Below are 22,330 nucleotides of genomic sequence, written 5' to 3'. Positions count from 1 at the left end.
TTGCTACCATCTGCTTAATCTCGGTTAGCGTTTCTATGGTAGTTTTACCACTGCCAGCCCGAGCGCAGGGGATGCCAGTGATTGATTTAGCTAATTTAAGCCAATCTTTTAGTAAGGAAGTATTGGATAAAGTGTACAAAACATTGGGGCAAGCAGCCATGGTGGGTGTAAAAAATGCTTTAACGGCCTTTTTGGGTAAGTTAGCTTATGACGCCGCGGTTTGGACAGCTTCGGCTGGTACTGGTCAACAATCATTGGTTTATTCACAACCAGTCGGTGAGTATTTTGCTGATGCCGGTGATGCGGCCGCTGGTGGAGCCATCGAAGGGTTTGCCACCACTGCTGGTTTAGATGCAGCTGGTTTATGTAATCCGGGTGATGATTTTAGAATAAATTTAACTATTGGTTTAGATACCAATATTGCTGGTGGTACTGGTGTTTATAAACCAGCCTGTACGTTAACGGAACTAACCGGTAACTGGCAGGAGGCTTATTCAGATCCAAATTTTGATAAGTATTTTGCACTACAATTTGATTCTACGGCTAATCCATTGGGGATTTCCTTAGAAGCAGAAAATATGACCGTTCAAATTCGTGATTCAGCGATTGAAAACGCTAAACAAGAACGTTTAACTCATTCTGAAGGGTTTGCTGATGTCACAGAACAAGTCTCCGGAGCAGTTTTAACACCAGGTTCTTTAGTGAAGAAGCAATTAGATAACGCGCAAGAAGGGGCACAAAAAAATGCCTTAGAAATGGTGGGTGACCCAGTAGTTGATGCTTTGAATATTTTTGCCAGTACGTTGATATCTAAATTAACGGAACGCGTGCAAAATGGTATAGCCAATTTACAAAGTGGTGATGAATTATCTGGTTTGTTGGGTGGAGAGTTTTCCGGTACGTCGCGTGGTCGGGCCGCCGCGGAAGCGAGATATGCCGAACTAAGGCAACCGGTGTTTGCTAGTAGCGGTTCATTTGATGTGTTATCCGAATTTGCCGCGTGTCCAGACGAACCAGATTTGCGCACAGTGACCAATTGTACGATTGGAGCCGCTTTACAAACTGCCATCCAAGAAAATTGGACGGTGCAAGAGTTTGTCGATTATCAAGCCAGTATTGGTCAAAATTTTTCTTTTGCTAACGATTCAATCACTACTTCGCAAATTCAAAACAGTGAAGGTACTAACCGTACGGCCATTGCTGTCATGAAAAAATTCCGCATTGTGCCGGTAGGTTGGCAAGTCGCGGCCGATTACATAGCTAGTTCCACCGATACTCCAAATTTAAAACAATTAACCGATTGTTATAATTATTGCGGTTCAGCCGATACCGAACGCAGTTGTGATTTCTTATTAACTGATTCAGCCGGAGATACAACTAATTATTCACCATACTGTGGTTTAGTTGATCCTTACTGGGTACTAAGTGCCCCCCAGAATTTTTGTGAACGAGAAGCACCGGGCAGTGTGCTGGCTGATCAACGTAATTACGATACTGATGCTAATGTTAATACGCAGGAAGCGTTAATTGTAAATCGCTTGAATTATTGTGCTGATACCCGCGGTTGTATTCAGGAAGAACAAGATGGTGTCTGCACCGCCTATGGTTATTGCACTGAAGAAAAGCGCATCTATCGTTTTGCCGGTGATATTTGTGATCCAGAATATAGCAGTTGTGAAACCTTTACTGATGAAGATGGTAATGATGTCTCGTATGTAAAATCAACTTTGAATTACAATGATTGCGCGACTGATCCGGGTTGCCAATGGTATTGCTTAACTAAAGACGCCGGTGGAAATTATAACTGTGCCAGCCCCACCGAAACGTATGTTAGTTGTAGTGAAGATGTGACCACAAATGAATCTGATTATGGTTTAAGTGTGGCCGTTGATTACGATGCCAATGAAGCTTGTAGCTGTAGTACAACTCAAACTTGTGAGGTACCGGCCGGATCCGACACGGGTGATAGTAACGGTGATGGTTTAATTGATTATCGCCAGTGTGCTGTTTCTAATACCGATGGCAGTCAATCGATTTGTACCATTAGTGATAACTGTGGAGCGAGTAACTCGTCTTATGATGCTGCCACCACAACGTGTACTTGTACGATAACAAACTCTGGTACGGTAGCCAGTGGAGAAACCTCAGTTGATCTGGCGGTAGATACGATCGATGGCAGTAGTGCTGTCAACACTTGTACTTTATCTGAAGCTTGTTCGTCTTCATCTAGTACTTACAGTAATGCCCCAGTGTGTAGTATCGCGAGTGGCAGTGACATGAATTGTGGTGATACTTGTACTAGTACCACTGGTGGTAGCTGTGTAAATAGTTTAGGCAATACCTGTACCGATGGTTCTGATACTGATTTAGATGCCACTGATGGTAAATGTTTATTAAGTGATGCCTGTGATATTTCAACTGGTGCGGCCACTTGTACTAGTGACAATGGTAATTTATGTATATTAGGGACAGAAGCCGAAGTTCCAGCTGAGAGTAACACTACCTTATATTTTGATAACAATGTGGAAGAGTGCTCCAGCTCTGATGCGGGGTGTAATCAATATATTCGCAGCAAACCAGATACTAATCTCATTCCTAATGCGTTGTTCGATTACTATGATGAAACGCGTAACACCATTGATGATACAGTGGGTGATGATCTAGCCTTTTGTACTGATACCGGCAGTGGTTGTGCCAGTGATAGTGAATGTCACTCCGGTGCAGCTGGCTCGTGTGTGGGTTGGACGCAATCTGGTACTACGGCGTATGTGTTAGATAGTTCGTATGATGGAGTGGTGAGCTCAGAGCTTGGTAGTAATTATATTCAACTTGAACCAGCCGCCACCGGCACAATTGATACCATAGTGGATACCGGACACAGTTTGGCCAACCGTACTTTTACCTTGGCGTATCAGGGTATGTCGTCAGATGGTAGTTGCACGGGGGTGTCTTATACGATTGGTTCCAGTGATGGTGTAGATGTTTCCACCGCCGGGACTAATGATGAATACACCACCGATTGGCAAGATTTCACTACTACCTATACCTTTTCTGATAGTACGACTGATACTGCTATACATGTTGCCATTGCTTCGAATGAAACTTGTGCGGTTGATGTCGCCGGTGTGTCTTTAACTGAAGCTTTTGAATTCTCTGGTGATTATGCCAACTATGCCACCAATAATGTTACTTATCTCAATGGTGATACACTAGAGTGCGATCCATCTGATGTTGGTTGTGAATTATATGTCGAAGATGGTTTAAGTGATGAAGAAGGTATTCCTGGAATTATTACCAATCCGGCTTCGTCTAGTTGTGTCGACAGTGACGGTAATTATAACTATGACGATCCATCTTGTAGCCAATGTAATGGTGATCCCGCGGCTGATCAAGCGGACGATTATTATGCCGGTTGTGATTTTTATCAAGAGGTCGCTCTAGCCAATACTATTCCAGTTGTCACTGACGAATCATGGTTAACCAGTGCGGAACGAGATGGAGTAATGAAACGATCCGGAAAATATTGTTCTGGTGATTCGACCTTACATTGTTTAGCCGATAGTGATTGTCCAGCTAGTAGCGCTTGTATTGAACAAGTCTCCATCGTGCCAAGTTCTGGTGATAGTTGTTCCGCTTCAGCAGTGGGTTGTGAAGCCTATACTAATTTAGCTGAAATAGAAGCCGGCGGTGAAGGTATTGAGTATTATTCAGAGTTAAAACAATGTGTGAAAACCGATGATACCAACACGGCTGTGTTCTACACCCTAGAAGGCAGTGATAGTTCCGGTGTCACAGTAGAAGATCACGCTTTGAAAGTAGATCAGGCCAGTTCAGATGGCAGACCCTGTATAAATTTAGATCCAGAGAGTGAAGATTACAACGCCGACTGTGCCGATTCAGATTATTCAGATGCCGTGCAATCTACCTGGGATTGTGGTCCAGCTGGTGACATTGATGGTGATGGTACCAACAATACTGACGATACTACCACTGATGACAATGAATATGGGACAGATCCAAATTGTCGCCAATATACCAACTCAACCGGTACCGTGTTTTATCGCTTTGAATCTGATGTGATTGTAGCGTCGGATGATTGCACGCCAATTAGAAATAGTTTGGATAACCGCGTCTATTATGCTTTAACGAGTGAGAGTAATTCGTGCAATGAATCTGAAGTAAGTTGCCGTGAATATAAAGGCAGTGATTCTGGTAGTGCGGAAGATGTTATTGCAGCTGATTTTTCTGATAACTCCACCACTGATTGGGAGGGTGCTACCACCACCAGTAATGAATCTGTGCTCGAGGGTGGTTACTCCTTACAGTTAGAAAGTTCTACCATTAGTTATGCTTTATTCACCCAAGAAGATACCGATGATGATGGTACGGATGAAACTTATGGTTTGTTAGATGATGGTTTATCTTATGTTCTAACCTTCTGGGCTAAGACTACTGAAGGTGGTTCGGTCACTGCTTCAATCAGTTTATCAGGCACCAGTGGCAGTGATTATAGTTTTGATGCAATAACTTTAGATCCAGCTGGAGCCGGTGGTTGGCAACAATATAAAGTTGGCCCGATCATTCTACCAGTTGGTACCAATGTGGATGATGGTGATGAGTATTTTAATCTGATCTTTACTGGTAGTACCTCAACTAGTCAGGCGTATATTGATAATATCAAACTAACCTCTTCCAGTAGCCAGTACTTAATTCAAGATTCTTCAAGAACTTGTGATAATTTTGAAGGTTGCCGCGCGTATCAAGATCGTGCCGATAATACTTACTACTTAAAATCATTCTTACGTTTATGTGGTGATAGTGCCGTCGGTTGTGAAGCCATGATCGCCACACAAAATTCCAGTAATCCATTTACTGAAGCCTATAATTTGGATAATGAGTACGATCAAGATGATGTTATCGTACAAAACGATCAGCCGGTGACGTTAGTGTATAATGAGGATAATATTTGTATAGCGAGTGCGATGGGTTGCTCTGAAGTTGGTTTACCAAATGTGGATGATCGCACTGGTGTGGTGATCGATTACACCTCAGCCTATTTATTGAATCGGCCGGATGATTACAATTCAATTTTGTGTGAACAACCCCAATTGTCTTGCCGCAGGTACACTTCCGGCTTCGATGGCACGGTGTATTTTAAAGACCCCGGTGAAAAATTATGTGACTTACAACAATACAGTGTTGATGGTAATACCTTCAACGGGTGGTTTAAAGCCGATAGCACCAGTACTACTCCAGATTGTCCAGTGCAGCATGATTTTTCTGGTACGGATATACATTATGCTTCACAACCGTTAGGTGGTGTCTGTAATAGTAACAGTGTGCATCATGCCAGTGATGGAACCGGTGATGTCTTGGATGAAAAAGTTGGCGCCCTATGCAACCAAGATGCCGATTGTTACCCGGATGACTGGAGTGATTCAGTTGATGCCCAACCCCGCTGCATCTCTAATTTGGATGATGACGTTGATGTCTTTGATGGTAGTACACATCAATACACCGACTATCCAGACGATGGTTATACTTTAGCCAGTCTGGTATCAGATTTCGGTTGGGTGGGAGTGTGCCCCGGTGATCAATCTGGTTGTTCTGAATACATCGATTCTTACAGCCCAAACCTTACTGAAATGAACGACAACTGGAGTTTTGAAGATGATGTGCGTGATGATAATAATACCTACTATGCAACCGATGCTACCAAAACTGGTTTCCCTGATTATTGGATGATACCTGATTTTGATCTGGAAGGAGACGGCACCGCGGATTTTGATAGTTCTTGCACTACTACTAACGCTGTTATCACCGCCTTTAGTGCTGATACGGTTAATCCAGCCGATGGTAGTTCTGCTCTGAAATTAACCGGCCCTTGTGCCATTGAGCAAAAAACCTTTTCGTTAGATGTGGCTTTAAATAAAACCTATACTATCCAAGCGCAAGTGAAAATGGATAAGACATTACTAAATGGTGCTGATGCCTCTATTACTCCAGCCGAGTTCAGTGTGGGCATTCATTTCTATGATAGTGACAGTAATTTAATCACTGGTGATAGTGAAACAATTTATCCGGTGGCTGATCATGCCACTATTGCCACTGAAGATGGTACCGACACCGATGGTTTAAGTTATTGGTATCGCTTCCAAGGTAGTTTTGGCCTAGGAACAACCGTATCAATCCCAAGTAATGCTAAGTTTGCGCGTGTCTTTATGGCTAATCACACCGCCAATTCTATTTATTTCGATGCGGTGAGCTTAAAAGAGGCCGACAAATATTATTACATCAATAAAACCGTCGATGGTACCGCCCAACGTGAACAAGTTGACGGTGTTAATACTTGTATTGATCAAGATACCAGTGAAGCCAGTATCACCTCCGATGGTGGTTGTGTCGCTTTCCGCGATACTACTTCGGATACCCAAAACTATTCTCAAGATGGGTTAGATTGTACCTCATGTTTATTAACACCCAATGCCGATTCTTGCCGGTACTTAGCTGATGCCTGTGATAGTAATACTGTTTTGAAAGTGAAAAAAGATCGTGTCTGTGGTGAGTGGTTATCTTGTGAAACGGCGTCCGTTACAACTAGTACCAACGGTGCTACCGTCAGTCAATGTTTTGCCATCGATCGTTGCACCGAGTTAGACGAAGAAGGCAATTGTTCCTCACCCATTCCAGACCCAGCTTACGCTGAATTATCGGCTGATAGTGATTTACACTTTACCAGTGCTAATGGTGATGTGAACCAATTATCCGGTATGCGTAATTTAGCCGGTTACAGTAAAGTGGGTGTTACTTGGGACGATGTGCTGTATTGTTCCGGTGGCCCCAATGATGGTTTACGTTGTCAGGCAGATCAAGATTGTATTGCTGTGCGTTGTGAAGGGATGGTACCTGACGTATCGTCTGGCACTTTATCCGGTACATGTAGTAATAAACCAAAAATTACTTGTTCAGCTGACAGTGATTGTTATGAAGAAGGTGATGTTGGCACTTGTTCTGTACCATATAGTACCGATGGTTATTACCCCTATGGTTGGATGACGGAGGTAGGTAGCTCTGGTGCCCAAGCCGGTAATGATTTAATTGAGTTAAACGATTTTGAAAACCTGTATTGTGCCGGCAATTTAGGCGACCCCACTGTGCCGTGTGTTTTGAATGCCACCTCAGAAACTGACCCAGGCCATTGTTACACCAACACTCTTAAACAAAAAGTTGATGGTGATACAACCGGTGAAACAACTGTGGGTGATGTGGTTTATATTGATGATGGTGGTACCCAAAACACTGATTTAGCCTTCTGCCCAAATAGCCCTAAATTTGGTGATTTCTGGCCATATGGTGATGGCGGTGGCAACTCTTTTACTCAAGATGGTTGGCAACCGGTCGGTGATTCTGATGTGTTCATTACCCAATACCAAAATTATCAAGATTGTCCGGCACCATGTAACGATATCGATTTGAATAATGTCTTACAGATTGGTTCCACTGCTGCCGAAGGTAGTGATACCTTCTCTAGTGGTGGTGTGACCTATGATTTACAAGATAATATCTATAATGGTGGTACCTACAGTTTAAGTTTCGATGCTCGTTATGTAGATTCCAGTTTCAAAACCAAAGATTCCGGCGGTACTCCCTCAACCGTCAGAATTTGTTTAAAACATAATAATATCGGTGATAGCGCTGGCAATGAACTGGATCGCAAAGATTGTTTCGTCAATGGTCTAGGTATGGTTGATATTGTTTTTGCTATTGATACATCATATTCAATGGGAGATGAAATAACTGCTGTTAAAGAAGCTGTGCCAGCTCTAGCAGAAGATTTATCCAATGCCGGTATTGATGCACGTTTTGCTTTAATAGACATGGATGATAATGATGATACCAGTAAAGAATCGGCAATTCAGGAAGGCAATCATATTGATCTGGATTTTACGAGTGACATAACTAAGTTTACCGAAGCAGTCTCTAATATGAATGATGAGAGTTCCTCGGTTGATCCATTCAATGCAATCTATGAAACTATCACAAATAGTTTCTATGGTTCAGAAACTTTAACCTATCGTAGTGAAGCTGACCGATTCTTGGTTGTGGTAACAGATGCTATTGATGAAATAGGAGACAATGGTGTTGATTCAGATTTAGCTTATAGTACTGCTATTGGTGCCAATTTTCCAGTCTTTGTAGCAACGGCCGAATCAAACATGAGTAACTATACTGCTTTAACGGAAGCCACCGGTGGAGCTACTTATTCATATGAAAAAAGCGATGGTAGTGGTGTTACTGAAACTGATTGGGCAACTAATACCACAATAATCAGTGATATTATGAGTAAGGTTCTAAATACCCTTGATGTTTTCCAATTTAATACTGAATTACAAACCTATACGCTTGGTCCAATCACTATCGAGCAAAAAACAGTTGATACCGGAGCCGGTGAACAAATTATCAATAGTGGTATTACCACCGATCTGGAATTTGTCGGTTCGGATGGAGCGCCGTATCAACTGGATAATGTGTCTCTATTACCGGTGTTAGAAGTTAGTAAAGAAATCGATCCAGTGGCGCGGTCTTGTCGGGCTTATCCAGAAACAGATAGCTTACAATGTAATTATTCTGAAACCAGCGGTACAGTGTATAAAGGGTGGAAAGGGTATTGTATTGAAACCGATCCATTAAATACGAATCGGTGTGTGACGTGGTGGCCAATTGATATCCTCGCCGGTGAAACCTCTATCGTCGAACGCCAAGCCTCCGGTTACTCCGGCCGGTCGGGGGTGTATCACTGTTTAATTTCGAAGGGGTTGGTGACACCTGGTTTTTGTGATGCAACTGATTTCTCATCAACAGATCCAATATCTTTTGGTGATGATGTTATTTGTAGTGATGATAGTACTTGCAGTGCATTGAGTGGATCATGTATCAATGAAGCAACGTATTATTTTAGTGATGTTGCTTCAGCTGATGCCACTGAACATGATGATTTAACCCAGAAATATAGTGAAACAACTACTACATTAGCCTCTGGTAGTTGTACTGTAAAAACTGATTCCGATAATATTTGTTGGCCCGATGAAGGTTATTGTCTCAATTACGATACTAATACAGTTGTAACTGGATACACCAATTCATATGATTGTGTTACTGGAGGGGACACTAATAATTGGGAAACTATTGGTGATCCAATGCATGATGGGGCAGTATTGGCAACTGGTGATTGTGTGGATATTTCTGGTGGACATTACTCAGAATATAGTGATCCACGAGAAAGTGAATTAACGGCTACCAGTTATTGTTTTTATGATCAAGATGGTGCCACCGGTGCCGAGTTGCGCACCACTAGAAGTTGTAGTGCAGATAGCGATTGTCAGGCTGAGCCAACCGCTACCGACCCAATATATTGTGCCAGCTTAGCTTGTATCGGTGGTATTGATAATGGTTCATGTGGTTATCATTCCAATGAGGGTAATAGTGAGTGCCAGCTTGATTTATCAGCCATGTCTGAAAAACCCTACACTACTACTCCGCTCAGTTGGCAAATGCCAGACCCTTATGAGGGTACTGGACAGATAAATTCTGGTGTAATTGTCCGCTTACCAGCCAATGAGATATTACGCAACATTAATGCCAGTGAAATTCAAGCCATAGATTTTTACCCTGGTTCAGCCGGTGAAGGTGGTGGCGCTGGTGATGAAAGTTGGTATTGGGGACAGCAACCAACAATTTTTGATGATAGTACTGGTACAACTACCAGTGTTGGACATGTCTGGTTAACTGATTTAAAGAATGGAGTTATTCAATTTAATTCTGATGGAACGAGAATAAGTGACAGTGACAATAACAATTGTTACATACATAGTGAGGGTGTTGTAGCCGGTGTGGGTTGCCGCATGTGGGGCTTATATGACAATAAAAATTTATCTTTAGAAAATTATGCTGCTTTACAAGATTCTTCCGACAGAGCTAACGGTTTAGATTTGGTTTATACCTGGGTGTGGGGTAATTTTGATGATAATGCCGCCACAGAAAGTGGTGACTGCGTGTCGAAGACGTCTGCGGATGGGGATACTAAGCGCAGTTTTGGTAATATGGTGTCAACTGGTACTATAAATGACTGGTTTGATAGCGGTTGTATTGATGAAGGTTTTAAAGCCCTGGCGGGTGGTAGTAATTATAATAATGTCTGGGCAAATATAAAAAGCAGTAGTCCAGATTTATGGGCTAAATTCTATAAGTCTGATGTCACGACTGAAGATACAGATAATAATATTACTACTGAAGATACTGATGTAGTGTCATTTACGAGTTCAGAAGTGAGTGGCGCTATTTGGCCAGTATATAATGGTGCTTATAGCTCAACCGGTGGTGGAAATATTTTGAGTTTGTATGTTGATTTCAACGACGAAGGTTACATTCAAGCGGTTTATGTTTTGGAATATTTCGCCGCTGTGGCTACGCAAGACTCTCCATTTTTAGGTCATGAGTATGGTGTAGAAACGACTTATAGCGACAGGATGAATCTTACTCTACAAACCAGAGAAAGTTGTGCTTTAATTACTGAGTCAGTCGGCTCAGATGGCAGTAACACTGCCTGGGCGGTTCGATCCGGTCAAGTTGGTTACGATATTAACCATGATGGAACTAATCCTTATGGTCATGATGAAACAGCTATACCATTTGGTTCAATAACGCCGCAAAATTCGAACCCAACGCAATGGGATTTTTTCTCAACTGAATCTGACTATCAATGGGAAACATTTGGTGCTCAACCAGCCGTAGCCATGGAGACTGAATCTAGTAGTGGGCACCCGTTAGCTTGTTTGGGTGATTGTTCTATTACTTCTTGTATCGGTGATCCGCAAACGATAGGTAGTGAAAATTGTGATGCATCCAGTTGTGACAATGGTGTATGTATGGGAGTAGGTGATGCCACTATTAGTAAAGATGGCCAAAATAGTACCTCATATGAGAACCTAGATGAACAGTTACTAGGTACAGTCAGTTCAGCACGTGATCGGTTAAAACATGTCTTTGCTAATATAGATTCATTCTACAAATTAACTTTCACTAATGACACTAGTAGTGTTTATGTAGAAAGCTCAGCCAGTAATTCAACTCAACCGTATTGGGATGATGCTACGGTTGGTAATATCTTTACGACTATGTCAGCCTGTAACGGTGATGGTTCAGCTCGGCCAGATGCGTTGAGTGAAGATGCTGAATATTGTGGTGTTTACCCAACTGTCACTGGTATCACTCTGAATGATAAACTTGGTTTAACTACTTCTGGTGGCTACCTTAGTGTGAATAATGGTCAAACGGTAAAACTACAGTTTACGTCTACGGTAGATTCGGAACAGAAACCACTTAAAATGATCTTCATCGATTGGGGTGATGGTTCTGTACCCACCTTGGAAAACTGGAACGCTGAACCCACTACGCATATTTATACTCATGCTTATGTCTGTAGCCCAGATAACGGTAATCGCTTTAAAGATAATGATCATTGTGAGTTCACACCAAAGATTTCTCTGGTCGATGGTTGGAATTGGTGTTCTGGTACTACGGTTGGCGAGTGTAGTAATCCAGCGTATACTACCAAGGAAGCCTGTAAGGATGCGAAAGAAACTGACGAGGATCCAACAGCCAGTTGGTCAACCACTCTTACCGAGACAGAAAATCGCTATGAAGATTCCAGTACTAATGTCATTAGCAGTTGTAAATCTTATGACGAACCTAACCTAACCATCAAAGTCGATGCCACTAATTAAAAGATTCTTACACTCCATCATCCGTTCCAAATGGTTGCCGGTGGTTACCGTGGTGTTTTTGATGGTACCGTTGGTTCCAGTGCAGGCGGCAACATGGACCGAATGGGCGGCATGGGGAATAGGAGGAATGACCTGGGCGGGAACTCCGATAATTGATTTACTGTCAGGCATATTATATCTCATATTCATAAGTGTTATGGGTGCCATAGCCAATGTGTTGATACAATTATTGATATATGTAGCTCAGTTTGATAATTTCACCGATTTACCTGTCATTACTGAAGCTTGGACAGTGGTACGAGATTTATCCAATATGTTCTTTATTGTTATCTTAATGGTGATTGCTTTTGGTACACTGTTTCATCTTGAAGCCTATTCCTGGAAAAAATTATTACCCAAAATGATCTTAGCAGCCATTTTGGTAAACTTTTCTCGTGCCATCTGTGGAGTAATGGTGGATGCTTCTCAAATTGTGATGCTCACCTTTGTGGCGGCAATTAAAGACGCTGCCACGGTTGGTTTTGTGGAAGCCTTTCAATTAAATCAAATGTTAGATTTTGGAAATACAACAGATCCAGCAACAAACGTAGGTTCTACCTCACCACAGCGATTAGCAGCTATAATAATGGCTGGAATTATGATGTCTACAGTGGTGTCAGTGGTGTTTCTATATGTGGTAGTGTTAATTGGCCGCTTAGTGATGATTTGGTTCTTAACAGTGTTATCGCCTTTGGCCTTCGTGATGAATGTTCTACCACAAACTGAAAAGTATGCCAGCCAATGGTGGGAAATGTTTCCTAGGTATGTGGTACTTGGGCCGATGGTTATGTTTTTCTTATGGCTCTCAATGTTTATTGCGGCCAAGTCGGTTGGAGATGGAGGTTTAGGTACAGTGGCATCACCCGAAGAAGCTCAAAAAGTGTTAGCTTCTAAGAAAGATCTTCTAAAAGATGTAAACGCCGGTGCCGGTGCTCTAGATACAACTTTGATTGCTGGGTTTATTATTTCCACCATGATGATGATGGCCGGGATGAAGCTGGCGCAGGATAACTCATCGGAGTTGGGGGAGTATACGGGCAAGGCTAAAGCACTTGATAGTTGGGTAAGAGGAGGTGCGTTAGTGGTTGGTGGCTTTGCCGCTGGTTATGCGGCCGATAATTTTTTTCAAAGAACCGGGCTTGATTTAAACGCCAATCGAGTATGGGAGCGCTGGAAACATGGTATGGCTAAAAACAAAAATGATCGTGTTTTAGAAGGTGAATCGTTAGCCGGAAAGCGCTATCGAGATGGTTATTTACTAGCTGGAGCTCTCGGAGCCGGTGATCAAGTAGCTGAATTGGGTCTAAACCGTGAACAATTGCGTGGCGGTATTGTGGGTAATATTCCACTATTGAACAATTGGAAAGCAGCTAGAGAATATAGCGGAATAGGTGCAACGTTAATAAGCGGTAAACAAGGTTTATTTAAAAAAGCACTTGAAGATGAACAAAAGACTAGTGAGAATCAAACAATATCAGAAACGGAGTTGGATGATGAGAAAAAGAAAGTTCTGAAAAATGGCGGCAATGATTTAATGACTGTTGAAGAGTATCAAAAAAAATTAGCTGAGTTACAAAAAAATTATGGAGGATTATTAGGTATTAAAGAAGGTGATGATTTAGATCTTTCTGAACCAGGGCAGCGCGCCGCGTTAGAAAAATATCGGGCTGATTTACAAGCAGAATCCATTAGAAAAACAGCAACTCCAGACGAGCGTTTTGATGCATCGGTTAGATTGCAAAAACTAGACGCACATTTAGCCGCAGGTGGAACAGTAACAGCTAGAGACGTTGCTGCGTTCGCTAAAAATGGGAAAGGCAGCGATGTTTATGGAGAAATTGCCGATTCTAGAATAAAAGCAAAAGCAGACTTAGATGGGTGGAGTAATACTCGTGATCAACGAACAAGAGATGCTACTTTACACACTCAAGCGGATATTGATGCTATTATTGACAGTAATGATGAGGTAAAAAAGAGGGCTGCTGTGGTAGATGAGAAAAAAGTATTAGCTAATAATGCGCGCAAAGTTCGGCAAAAACTTGGTCCACAAATGGGCAGTGGTGCAGAACAAAAAGCGCGCGCTATGATTCAAGAGGCCAAAAAGAATATTACAACCATAGATACAACTGAATTGTGTGATATGTTAGAAGATGCTTTGCATAAAGGACGGGGTTATGGTCCTGAGGCTTTGGCTATTGTAGAAAAATTGTATGAAACAGCCAATATTAACGATGCTTTTACTGCCTTGGGTGCTGATCTAAAAGAAGAATTAAAAAAACTGGATAAAGAGGATTTTGCGCCAGGAGAAACTGTCGATACTGCAAATGGCTATAGTTATGCCGGCACTAAAGCGTTAGCCCAATTATTGGAAAAAAAGACAAGTATGAACGATCAAATAATTACGGCGACGTTACATAGAGGTGGACAAATTGCTTCAAATAACGGTCATCACATGATGGGGCAAATGACGGAAACAAAAAATGGCGAATTTGGTTTCCGCAGTAGAAAAATGTATGAGTACATTGCTACGATTGAAAGTAATAAAATGGATCCTCATAAATCTACCACTGGTACAACTCGGTTAGATTGGGGAGATGGAGAAAAGTTTTACGAAAGTCAACGCTTCATTTTAGAAAACTATGGTAGAGTTAAATTATCTAACTCACGGAAAACTGATGGTACCTTGGTATTAAATGCCGATAAAATACGCCATCTGCGTTATGACAGTCGGCGTTATCACGTGATACGTAATGCTCTCATCAAACAATTAGGTCATGCTGCTGTTGAAGGTAAAGGTGGTGGACCGTTAGGAGCATTAAATGAAAATTTGCGTCAAAATGGCTTAAATGTACCACATGAGTATGATAGAGTTGATTATAAGAATACCAAGGCAGATGAAAGTAATCCAGCCAATAGATTATGGTAATAGAATAATATATGAAAGATCTTGATAATCCAGCGCGTCAATCAGAATTAAGTAATCTAGCCGATCCGGCTGTATTGGCTAAGCATTTGGCGTATTTACAAGGCAATGTGTCTGAAGAGCGTGCTAGTGAAGCTTTAGTGTCTATACAGTATTGTAATAAATGGTTAAAAGAGCATTTAGAGTTTGCTCTGCAATTTCCTGAACAATATAAAAAGCTAGTTAGCTTACTGACTGATAATCAGTGGATTGCGTTGCGTATGTTGTCACCAGCTGAACAGGCTGTGGAGTTGTTTCAAAAACATTTATTAGCTTTATTTTCGTTACCACAGCGCTATGAATTCGCTTATGAAAATGATCGCTTACCGGAACGTATTTTAACTGAAGATATACGTAATCTCATTTTTACTCTGGGAATTTATTCCGATCGTGATGCTTTTAAAGTTAAACTAATAACAGCTCTTACGCAAAATCAAGAAATAATAACTTCGGCATCTTTTTTTGAGGATATTAAGCAGATACCAGCCACAACCGCCAACTGGCTCAAAGCCTATGTAAAATTTATGGGTCGGGAAGTTTCTGTGTTTCAAGAAACAAAGTTTTTGCGCCAAAGTGAAAATGGCGCTAAACTATCAAGTGATGAGCGTCATCGGTTAGAATTAATCTTTAAATTGATTAGACGCCTATCCTTATCTTCCTATGATCCGTATGGTAATGAAGACGAAATATTTTATGAAGACGACAATGGCGAAATGGGAGTATTTATCTACGGTGAAAAACATCCTTACGATCCAGTTATGGTAAAAGACATCAAAGCCTTATATCCCGATTTAGAAACCGAGCAAGGCGTACCCGCCCGGCCGCCAGTTTATAATGTTGAGGCAGCCAAAGCTGGCCCGGATATTGCCGCCACCGCCGGACCGGATTACTTTACTGATAAAGATCAGGCTGAAATAAACAAATTGGGTCAAACCGGAGGAAAAAAATCTACGGAGGTAGATTATCACCAGATGGCTCAAGAGATACGTGAAAAGGTGGCCGTGGTGTTTAAGTCACCAGAGGATGAGAAAAAGTTTATGGATGTAGTGGTGTCTGTGTTGCGTGGTTTACGGGATACGATGGAGTTAAAAACCTATTTGCAAGATTTAGCCATTCCCACGGCTGAGTGTGAGGCTGTTATTGCGGCCGTGAAGCAAGCTTTACCAAGTAAAACAGCGTCAGCCGTTAATCAACCAGCCAAACGGTTAGCCACTAAACCTAATGTCAACCAATTAACCAAGGTGGCTACTCCAGTTGTCTCACCCAATCCACAGTTTGTGGCCTCAGTGGAACCAGTGGCAGAGCGCCCGGTGGTGCTACCAAAGTTGCGGCGCACACGTGCCCAAAAAAGACCCATGGTTGATGATGTGCGCTTACAACCCACTATGATGATGGGCCCAATTGATGAACTACGCGCCTTCGATACGTTAGAATTCAGACGGTTAGCGCCAGACCCAGTGTTAGCAGCGCGGCGGATTCATGACAAAATAGAATTATTAGCCGAAGAATCTATTACCAAACAAGCCGAGGGGATAGACGCTTTCAAACAATCTCCCATCAATAAATTGTATCTCGAATTGGGTAACGAATCGATTACTTCCGGGCAAGCCGTAACGGCGGTGATTGCCGCTCGTACCGCCAAGGGAATACCAACCTTATCTGAAGTTGAATTTGATGCCATTTCTGATTTAAACAGACAATTGCGTTTCTAACATGCAATATGTTGTGCCACAATTTATCGAAGTTGAATCCAAAGTAATTGGTCCAATTTCAGTACGGCAGTTTATTATTTTGTTATTTGCTAGTGGGATAATATTTATTTGGTATTCGTTATTTAGTTCGATAATATTTGTCGTACTTAGTTTAGTGACAGCGGCTATTGCCATTGTATTTGCTTTTGCCAAAGTGAATAGTCAACCGTTCCATGCTTTTGCTTTAAGTTTAATACAAACACTGCAGCGCCCAAAATTATCGGTCTGGCAACACCAAGGTAAACAACAGATCGTGGTGAAAATGTCTCAGGCAGACAAAAAAGATAAAGGTCAGGGTAAATTCACACCTAAGCCAAATGTTAGTGCGGAACATATTGCTGAGTTGTCGTTAATTGTTGATACACATGGTAAATATTCACCGGAAGACATTGAACGTTTACGTAAAGAGCAATCATCATGAGCGCACCAAATACTAAACCAACCCAACCATCTACCCAGCAACGGGTTTATATTTCCCAAATTAAACAAGATGCGGTGGTGTTAAGAGATGGCACCTTGCGGGCAGTTTTGGAAGTCTCGTCGGTGAACTTTGCCTTGAAGAGTGAAGACGAACAGCAAGCCATTATTCAAGGTTATGTCGGTTTTTTAAATACCTTAGATTTTGAACTTGAGATCGTGATTCAATCGCGCAAGTTGGATATCCGGAAATATTTAGCCTCATTAGATGAACTAGCTAAACAACAAACCAATGAGTTACTGCGCATGCAGACAATTGAGTATCGACAATATGTTGATGAGTTAGTAACTCTATCTGAGATAATGCAAAAGAAATTTCTCGTAGTGGTACCGTATTCGCCGTTTAGTAAGAAACGTAAAAATTGGTTTTCGCGCGCCCAAGAAGTGTTGTTTCCTACTCGGGTGGTGCGGTTAGCTGATGCTAAGTTTGCTAAATATCTTAAAGAACTGGATCGGCGGGTGAGTATCGCCGCCAGTGGGTTATCTTCCATTGGTTTGCAAATTACCCAATTAGATACACAACACTTAATTGAGTTGTATTATCAGTTGTATAATCCTACCCGTGGAACGGATCGACGCATGCCGCCATTAGATAAATTACGTGTCTCATAATTATGATTGATCTCAAACAAGCGGCCGCCGCCAGTCAAACTAAACCAACCACTTCCGCTCTCAAGCCAAAAACTAGAGAAGAGTTAGCTATCGAACGCCAACAGCGCCAAGAAGAAACCATGGCCACGCGTGAGGTGTTGGAAGTAGCCAAAGCTTATGAGCAAGGGGTGCGGTCAATTTTAGATTTAATTTCTCCAGCGGCATTAGCAGTTAAGCCTCGTTATATAGATTTAGGGAATCGCTTTGTCTCAACCATGTTTGTGGTGACTTATCCGCGTTATATTGGTGTGGGTTGGTTTGCGCCGATTGTGACCATGAATGTGCCATTGGATATCTCGATGTATTTTTACCCAGTAAAAGCACCGGTGATATTAAAACAACTAAAGAAAAAAGTTGGTACCCTGGAAGCGGAGTTGATTTCTGATGCCGAAAAAGGCGCCCCGCGTGACCCGATGAAAGAAACGGCGCTAAAAGATATTGAACAACTGCGCGATAGTTTAACCCAAGGCACTGAGAAATTTTTCCAATTTGCCCTGTATGTTAGTGTCTATGCCGATACTGAAAAAGAGCTAGAAGATTTAATGGAAAAACTCGACGCTGAGTTTGGCTCAAAATTAGTGGTGGCCAAACGGGTGTTTTACCAAGCCGAACAGGGTTTTAATTCTACCATGCCATTAGGCAATGATGAATTACAGATTTATTTCAACATGAACTCATCACCCTGTGCCTCATCTTTCCCGTTTATTTCGGCTGATTTGAGTAGTGATAATGGTATTTTATACGGGATTAACCGACATAATAATAGTTTAATTTTGTTTGATCGCTTTCAATTACAAAATGCCAATGCGGTAGTGTTTGCTACCTCCGGCGCTGGTAAAAGTTACACGGTTAAACTGGAAGTGCTACGCAGTTTAATGATGGGCATTGATGTGATTATTATTGACCCTGAAAATGAGTATAAATTTTTGTCTGATGCCGTGGGTGGTACTTTCATGAACATCTCCTTAAATTCTGAGGCAAAAATTAACCCCTTCGATTTACCGCGGGCTGTTGGTGGAGCCGATCGCCCCGCCGATATTATCCGGTCAGCGGTTATTACCATTAAGGGGTTATTACGTATCATGTTAGGTCGCATCACACCGGAAGAAGATTCTATTTTGGATCGCGCCTTAATTGAAACGTATGCTAAAAAGGATATTACGGCCGATGCTGATTTATCCAAAATTGAACCGCCAGTGTTAAAAGATTTTCAAAGTATTTTAGAAGGCTTTGAAGGCAGCCATGATTTAGTATTGCGGTTAAAGAAATACACGGAAGGGACATTTGCCGGATTGTTTGAAAGCCCAACTAACATTGATGTTAATAATCAACTGGTAGTATTTTCGGTGCGTGATTTAGAAGATGAGTTACGCCCAATTGGTGTTTATACCATTGTGAACTACATCTGGAATATTGTGCGCTCTAAATTAAAGAAAAGAATTTTGGTAATTGATGAAGCTTGGTGGTTAATGCAGAATGAAGATTCAGCCAAGTTTATTTTTGCCTTAGTCAAACGCTGTCGTAAATATTATTTAGGTGTCACTACTATTACCCAAGACGTTAACGATTTTTTGCTATCACCGTATGGTCGCGCTATCGTCACGAACTCATCCATGCAGATATTATTAAAACAATCACCCGCGTCGATTGATAATGTGCAAAAAACTTTCTTGTTAACGGATGGTGAGAAATATCTATTACTAGAAGGTAATGTGGGGGAGGGGATCTTTTTTGCCGGGCCACGCCATGTAGCTATAAAAGTGGTAGCATCGTATACTGAAGATCAAGTGATTACCTCTGACCCTAAACAATTATTAGAGATTGAGTCGTCTAAGCAAGAATTTGCTGATCAAATGGAACAACCGCAAGCATAATTAATTATATATATGTCAAAACGCAATCTCATTATTATTCTAGCCATAATCATCATCGTCATTATTGGTGTGATCCTGGCCATTATGTTGTGGCCAAAAACACCCACTCAGACACAGACTACTACTAATACCACTACAGAAACTGTCACTGAAACTACAGTGACGAACAGCTCGGATAATACCAACACAACAACAGTTCCAACCACTATTGTCCGGGATGATCGTCAGGCTCTTGCCAGTGCGGCGACCAGTTTCACTGAACGCTATGGTTCATATTCGACCGATACCGGTTTCGAAAATATTGAACGCTCACGGTATTTAATGACACCAGATATGGAAAAGCAGGCCGATCAATTATTAAAAGTTGGTCGAACTTCAGATACATTTAATAGTGTTACCAGCCAAGTTACTAGTATAAAATATACTGATTATAGTGCCGGCGCTACCGGGGCGACATTAGAATTATCAGTGCGTCAAACCAATCAGGTTGGGCAGGGGAGTATTGATTATAGTAATAAAACTGCGCGGGTGACTTTGAAGAAAACCGACAAAGAGTGGTTAATTGATTCATTTCGTTGGTTATAATCTATGGCAAATTTGCTGCAAAGATTTCAAGATTGGGTGGATAGTTTAAGTGATTTACAGAAACAAATTATGCTAGCCACCGGTTTAATAGTTGGTGCTTTGATCATGGGGTTTTTGATTTACTGGGTATTTTTCCGCAGTTTAATCACTACTACTCCAGTCGAAAATGCCAATAATGAAAATATTAACGGCAATGCTAATTTGCCCGGCATTAATTTTAATGATAATCGGAATAATGTTAGTAATGGCAACACTAATGGTTCTTTACCAACGGTTGATACTGTCGCCAAAGGTGGCAATACTCTTTCCCAAGTCATTTATGATGGTGATGCTAAGGATGTAACCTTAAGCGGTGATGGGCAAGAGGTACAGTATTACGATCCAGTAACAGGTAAGTTTTATAAGATTGATAAAAATGGTCAGATAGTTTTATTAGACGACAAAGTATTTAAAGGTGTTACGGACGTTACTTGGTCAAATGAAGCCGATAAAGCCGTGATGACATTAGAAGATGGTTATAAGGTACTGTACGATTTTACCCAAAACAAACAATATACTTTAAATAAAGACATGACCGAATTTGATTTTTCACCCAAAGATGATCAAATCGGTTTTAAATATATGGGAGAAAATTCCACTGAACGGTGGGTGGGAGTAGCTAATGTGGATGGCACCGGGGCGCGAGGGATTGAGCCATTGGGTAACAACGGTGATTTATTGAAAGTGCAATGGTCACCATCGGGTCAGGCCATTGGTGTGCTAAATGATTACGTTGATGCGGAACATAAAAAAATAGTGCCGATTGGTTTTAATAATGAAAATTTTAAACAGTTTATTGTAAAAGGCCGCGGCTTTGATTATAAGTGGACACCCAGTGGCAAAAGTATGATTTACAGTACTTATAGTAGTGATAGCAACTATAGCGCGACATTAAATATTGTTGATGCCTACGGTGACACAATTGGTAATAATAATAAACCGTTAGAATTAGCTACTTCAGTAGATAAATGTTCCTTTAGTAAAACTGGTAATGATCTGTATTGTGCCGTACCGGTTAATCCGCCCACGGGTAGTGGCATTGCGCCAGATAAACTTAATAGTGTGGCGCATGATATCTATCACGTTAATTTAGTGACCGGTCAAAAAGAAAAAATCGCCACCCCCGCCGACGCCGTCTCTGGTACCAATTTAGGTGGGCCCAGTAATATTATGGTCAGTGATGATGGTAGTTTACTCTATTATCGTGAAGCCACCTCCGGTAAACTTCGGCGCATTCTATTAAAATAAATATGGTACGTTTACCTTACTTTATCACTGCCGCCGCCGTTATCAGCCTGGTTTTTTTAGCTATTGCGTATTTAGCCTGGAACTCAAGTCGAGTATCACTGCTATCTAATCAAACTAGTACGGCAATAAATTCAACTCAAACGACACTGTCTAAATATGATGATCCATTAATCACTCTTGTACCCAAAGGTGACCGGAGTAGTAACCAAAAAACCAGTGTGTTTGTGTCTAGCTCTGACCCGGTGTTAGGTAGTAGAGATGCTAAAGTGTATGTGATTCTCTACGGTAGTTTATTAGATGACACCATCCATGGTTATCTGCAAAACATTAAAGAGTTGCAAGAATCTTATGGTGGAGATGTCGCCATAGTTTGGAAAGATAATGCCATCAGCGAGGCCGATAAAACCGCCGCCATGGTTGGCCACTGTGCGAATAATTATGGTATGTTTTGGAAATATGCCGCCGCTGTCACAGCCGAGTCTGATCCTAAACAAGTGGCGCAAGAGCAAGGTGTGAACGAGGTTGAACTACAAGATTGTTTAGATACCAGCGGTGTTAGTGGACAGGTACAACAAAGCACCGGTTTAGCTTCACCTTTAGGGGCAACCAATAGCCACACTTTATTTGTAAATGATGTTATTTATACTGAACCCATCAGTTTAGAAAACTTGAAGAAAAACATCGATGAAACCCTGGCTACTTTTTAGTTTAGTTTTAGTCATGGCAGTTGGTTTTTTACCACATACAGTTGTGGCTGATGCTGGCATAGTTCCTCCGCCTGATGAATATGTTCCGGGACCGGTAGAATCTTATAATTTTGAACAACCCTTTGGTGGGGTGGCCTCAGTGAAGAATATCGGCGAATATATCCAACTAGTCTATCAATTTGCTTTGGGTATTGTTGGTATCATTGCGGTTACT

Annotated in this window: 11 protein-coding genes; 10 read left to right on the top strand and 1 reads right to left on the bottom strand. The window is 41.6% G+C overall.

Translation table 11 applies throughout. The features are described 5' to 3' along the window. The first annotated feature begins 35 nt into the window (after positions 1 to 35). Positions 36 to 11,783, top strand: coding sequence for a vWA domain-containing protein (locus tag WCV88_05230; GenBank protein MFA6475570.1), 11,748 nt, complete (start codon positions 36 to 38; stop codon positions 11,781 to 11,783). Here WCV88_05230 and WCV88_05225 read toward each other — a convergent pair. After that, on the bottom strand, positions 11,754 to 11,954 hold the full coding sequence (locus tag WCV88_05225; GenBank protein ID MFA6475569.1) for a hypothetical protein: 201 nt from the start codon (positions 11,952 to 11,954) through the stop codon (positions 11,754 to 11,756). The genes WCV88_05230 and WCV88_05225 overlap by 30 nt on opposite strands. Before the next feature lie 25 nt (positions 11,955 to 11,979). On the opposite strand from WCV88_05225, the gene WCV88_05220 reads away from it, so the two are divergent. From WCV88_05220 to WCV88_05180, 9 genes are all read left to right on the top strand, one after another. After that, complete coding sequence (locus WCV88_05220) at positions 11,980 to 14,748, top strand: hypothetical protein (GenBank protein ID MFA6475568.1); 2,769 nt, start codon at positions 11,980 to 11,982, stop codon at positions 14,746 to 14,748. Between the two features lie 11 nt (positions 14,749 to 14,759). Continuing rightward, on the top strand, positions 14,760 to 16,496 hold the full coding sequence (locus WCV88_05215) for a hypothetical protein (GenBank protein ID MFA6475567.1): 1,737 nt from the start codon (positions 14,760 to 14,762) through the stop codon (positions 16,494 to 16,496). Between the two features lie 13 nt (positions 16,497 to 16,509). After that, positions 16,510 to 16,956 (top strand): PrgI family protein, encoded by a 447-nt coding sequence (locus WCV88_05210; GenBank protein ID MFA6475566.1) that lies wholly within the window; start codon positions 16,510 to 16,512, stop codon positions 16,954 to 16,956. Then, the gene (locus WCV88_05205) at positions 16,953 to 17,624 is read left to right on the top strand and encodes a TraC family protein (protein ID MFA6475565.1); all 672 of its coding nucleotides are present in this window, start codon (positions 16,953 to 16,955) and stop codon (positions 17,622 to 17,624) included. The genes WCV88_05210 and WCV88_05205 overlap by 4 nt, the downstream gene beginning before the upstream one ends. 2 nt (positions 17,625 to 17,626) lie before the next feature. Beyond that, positions 17,627 to 19,537, top strand: a complete 1,911-nt coding sequence (locus WCV88_05200; protein MFA6475564.1) for a DUF87 domain-containing protein — start codon at positions 17,627 to 17,629, stop codon at positions 19,535 to 19,537. Between the two features lie 12 nt (positions 19,538 to 19,549). Next, entirely contained in the window at positions 19,550 to 20,122 is a 573-nt protein-coding gene (locus WCV88_05195; GenBank protein MFA6475563.1) for a hypothetical protein, read from the top strand. A gap of 3 nt (positions 20,123 to 20,125) precedes the next feature. Next, positions 20,126 to 21,409 (top strand): hypothetical protein, encoded by a 1,284-nt coding sequence (locus WCV88_05190; GenBank protein ID MFA6475562.1) that lies wholly within the window; start codon positions 20,126 to 20,128, stop codon positions 21,407 to 21,409. A 2-nt stretch (positions 21,410 to 21,411) separates the two neighbouring features. Further along, complete coding sequence (locus WCV88_05185; GenBank protein ID MFA6475561.1) at positions 21,412 to 22,116, top strand: thioredoxin domain-containing protein; 705 nt, start codon at positions 21,412 to 21,414, stop codon at positions 22,114 to 22,116. A gap of 13 nt (positions 22,117 to 22,129) precedes the next feature. Then, a partial coding sequence (locus tag WCV88_05180; GenBank protein MFA6475560.1) for a hypothetical protein occupies positions 22,130 to 22,330 on the top strand: 201 nt, incomplete at its 3' end.

It is taken from the genome of Patescibacteria group bacterium (assembly GCA_041665365.1).
Lineage (GTDB): Bacteria > Patescibacteriota > Patescibacteriia > UBA9570 > UBA9570 > UBA9570.
This window is presented reverse-complemented; position numbering and strand designations above follow the sequence as displayed.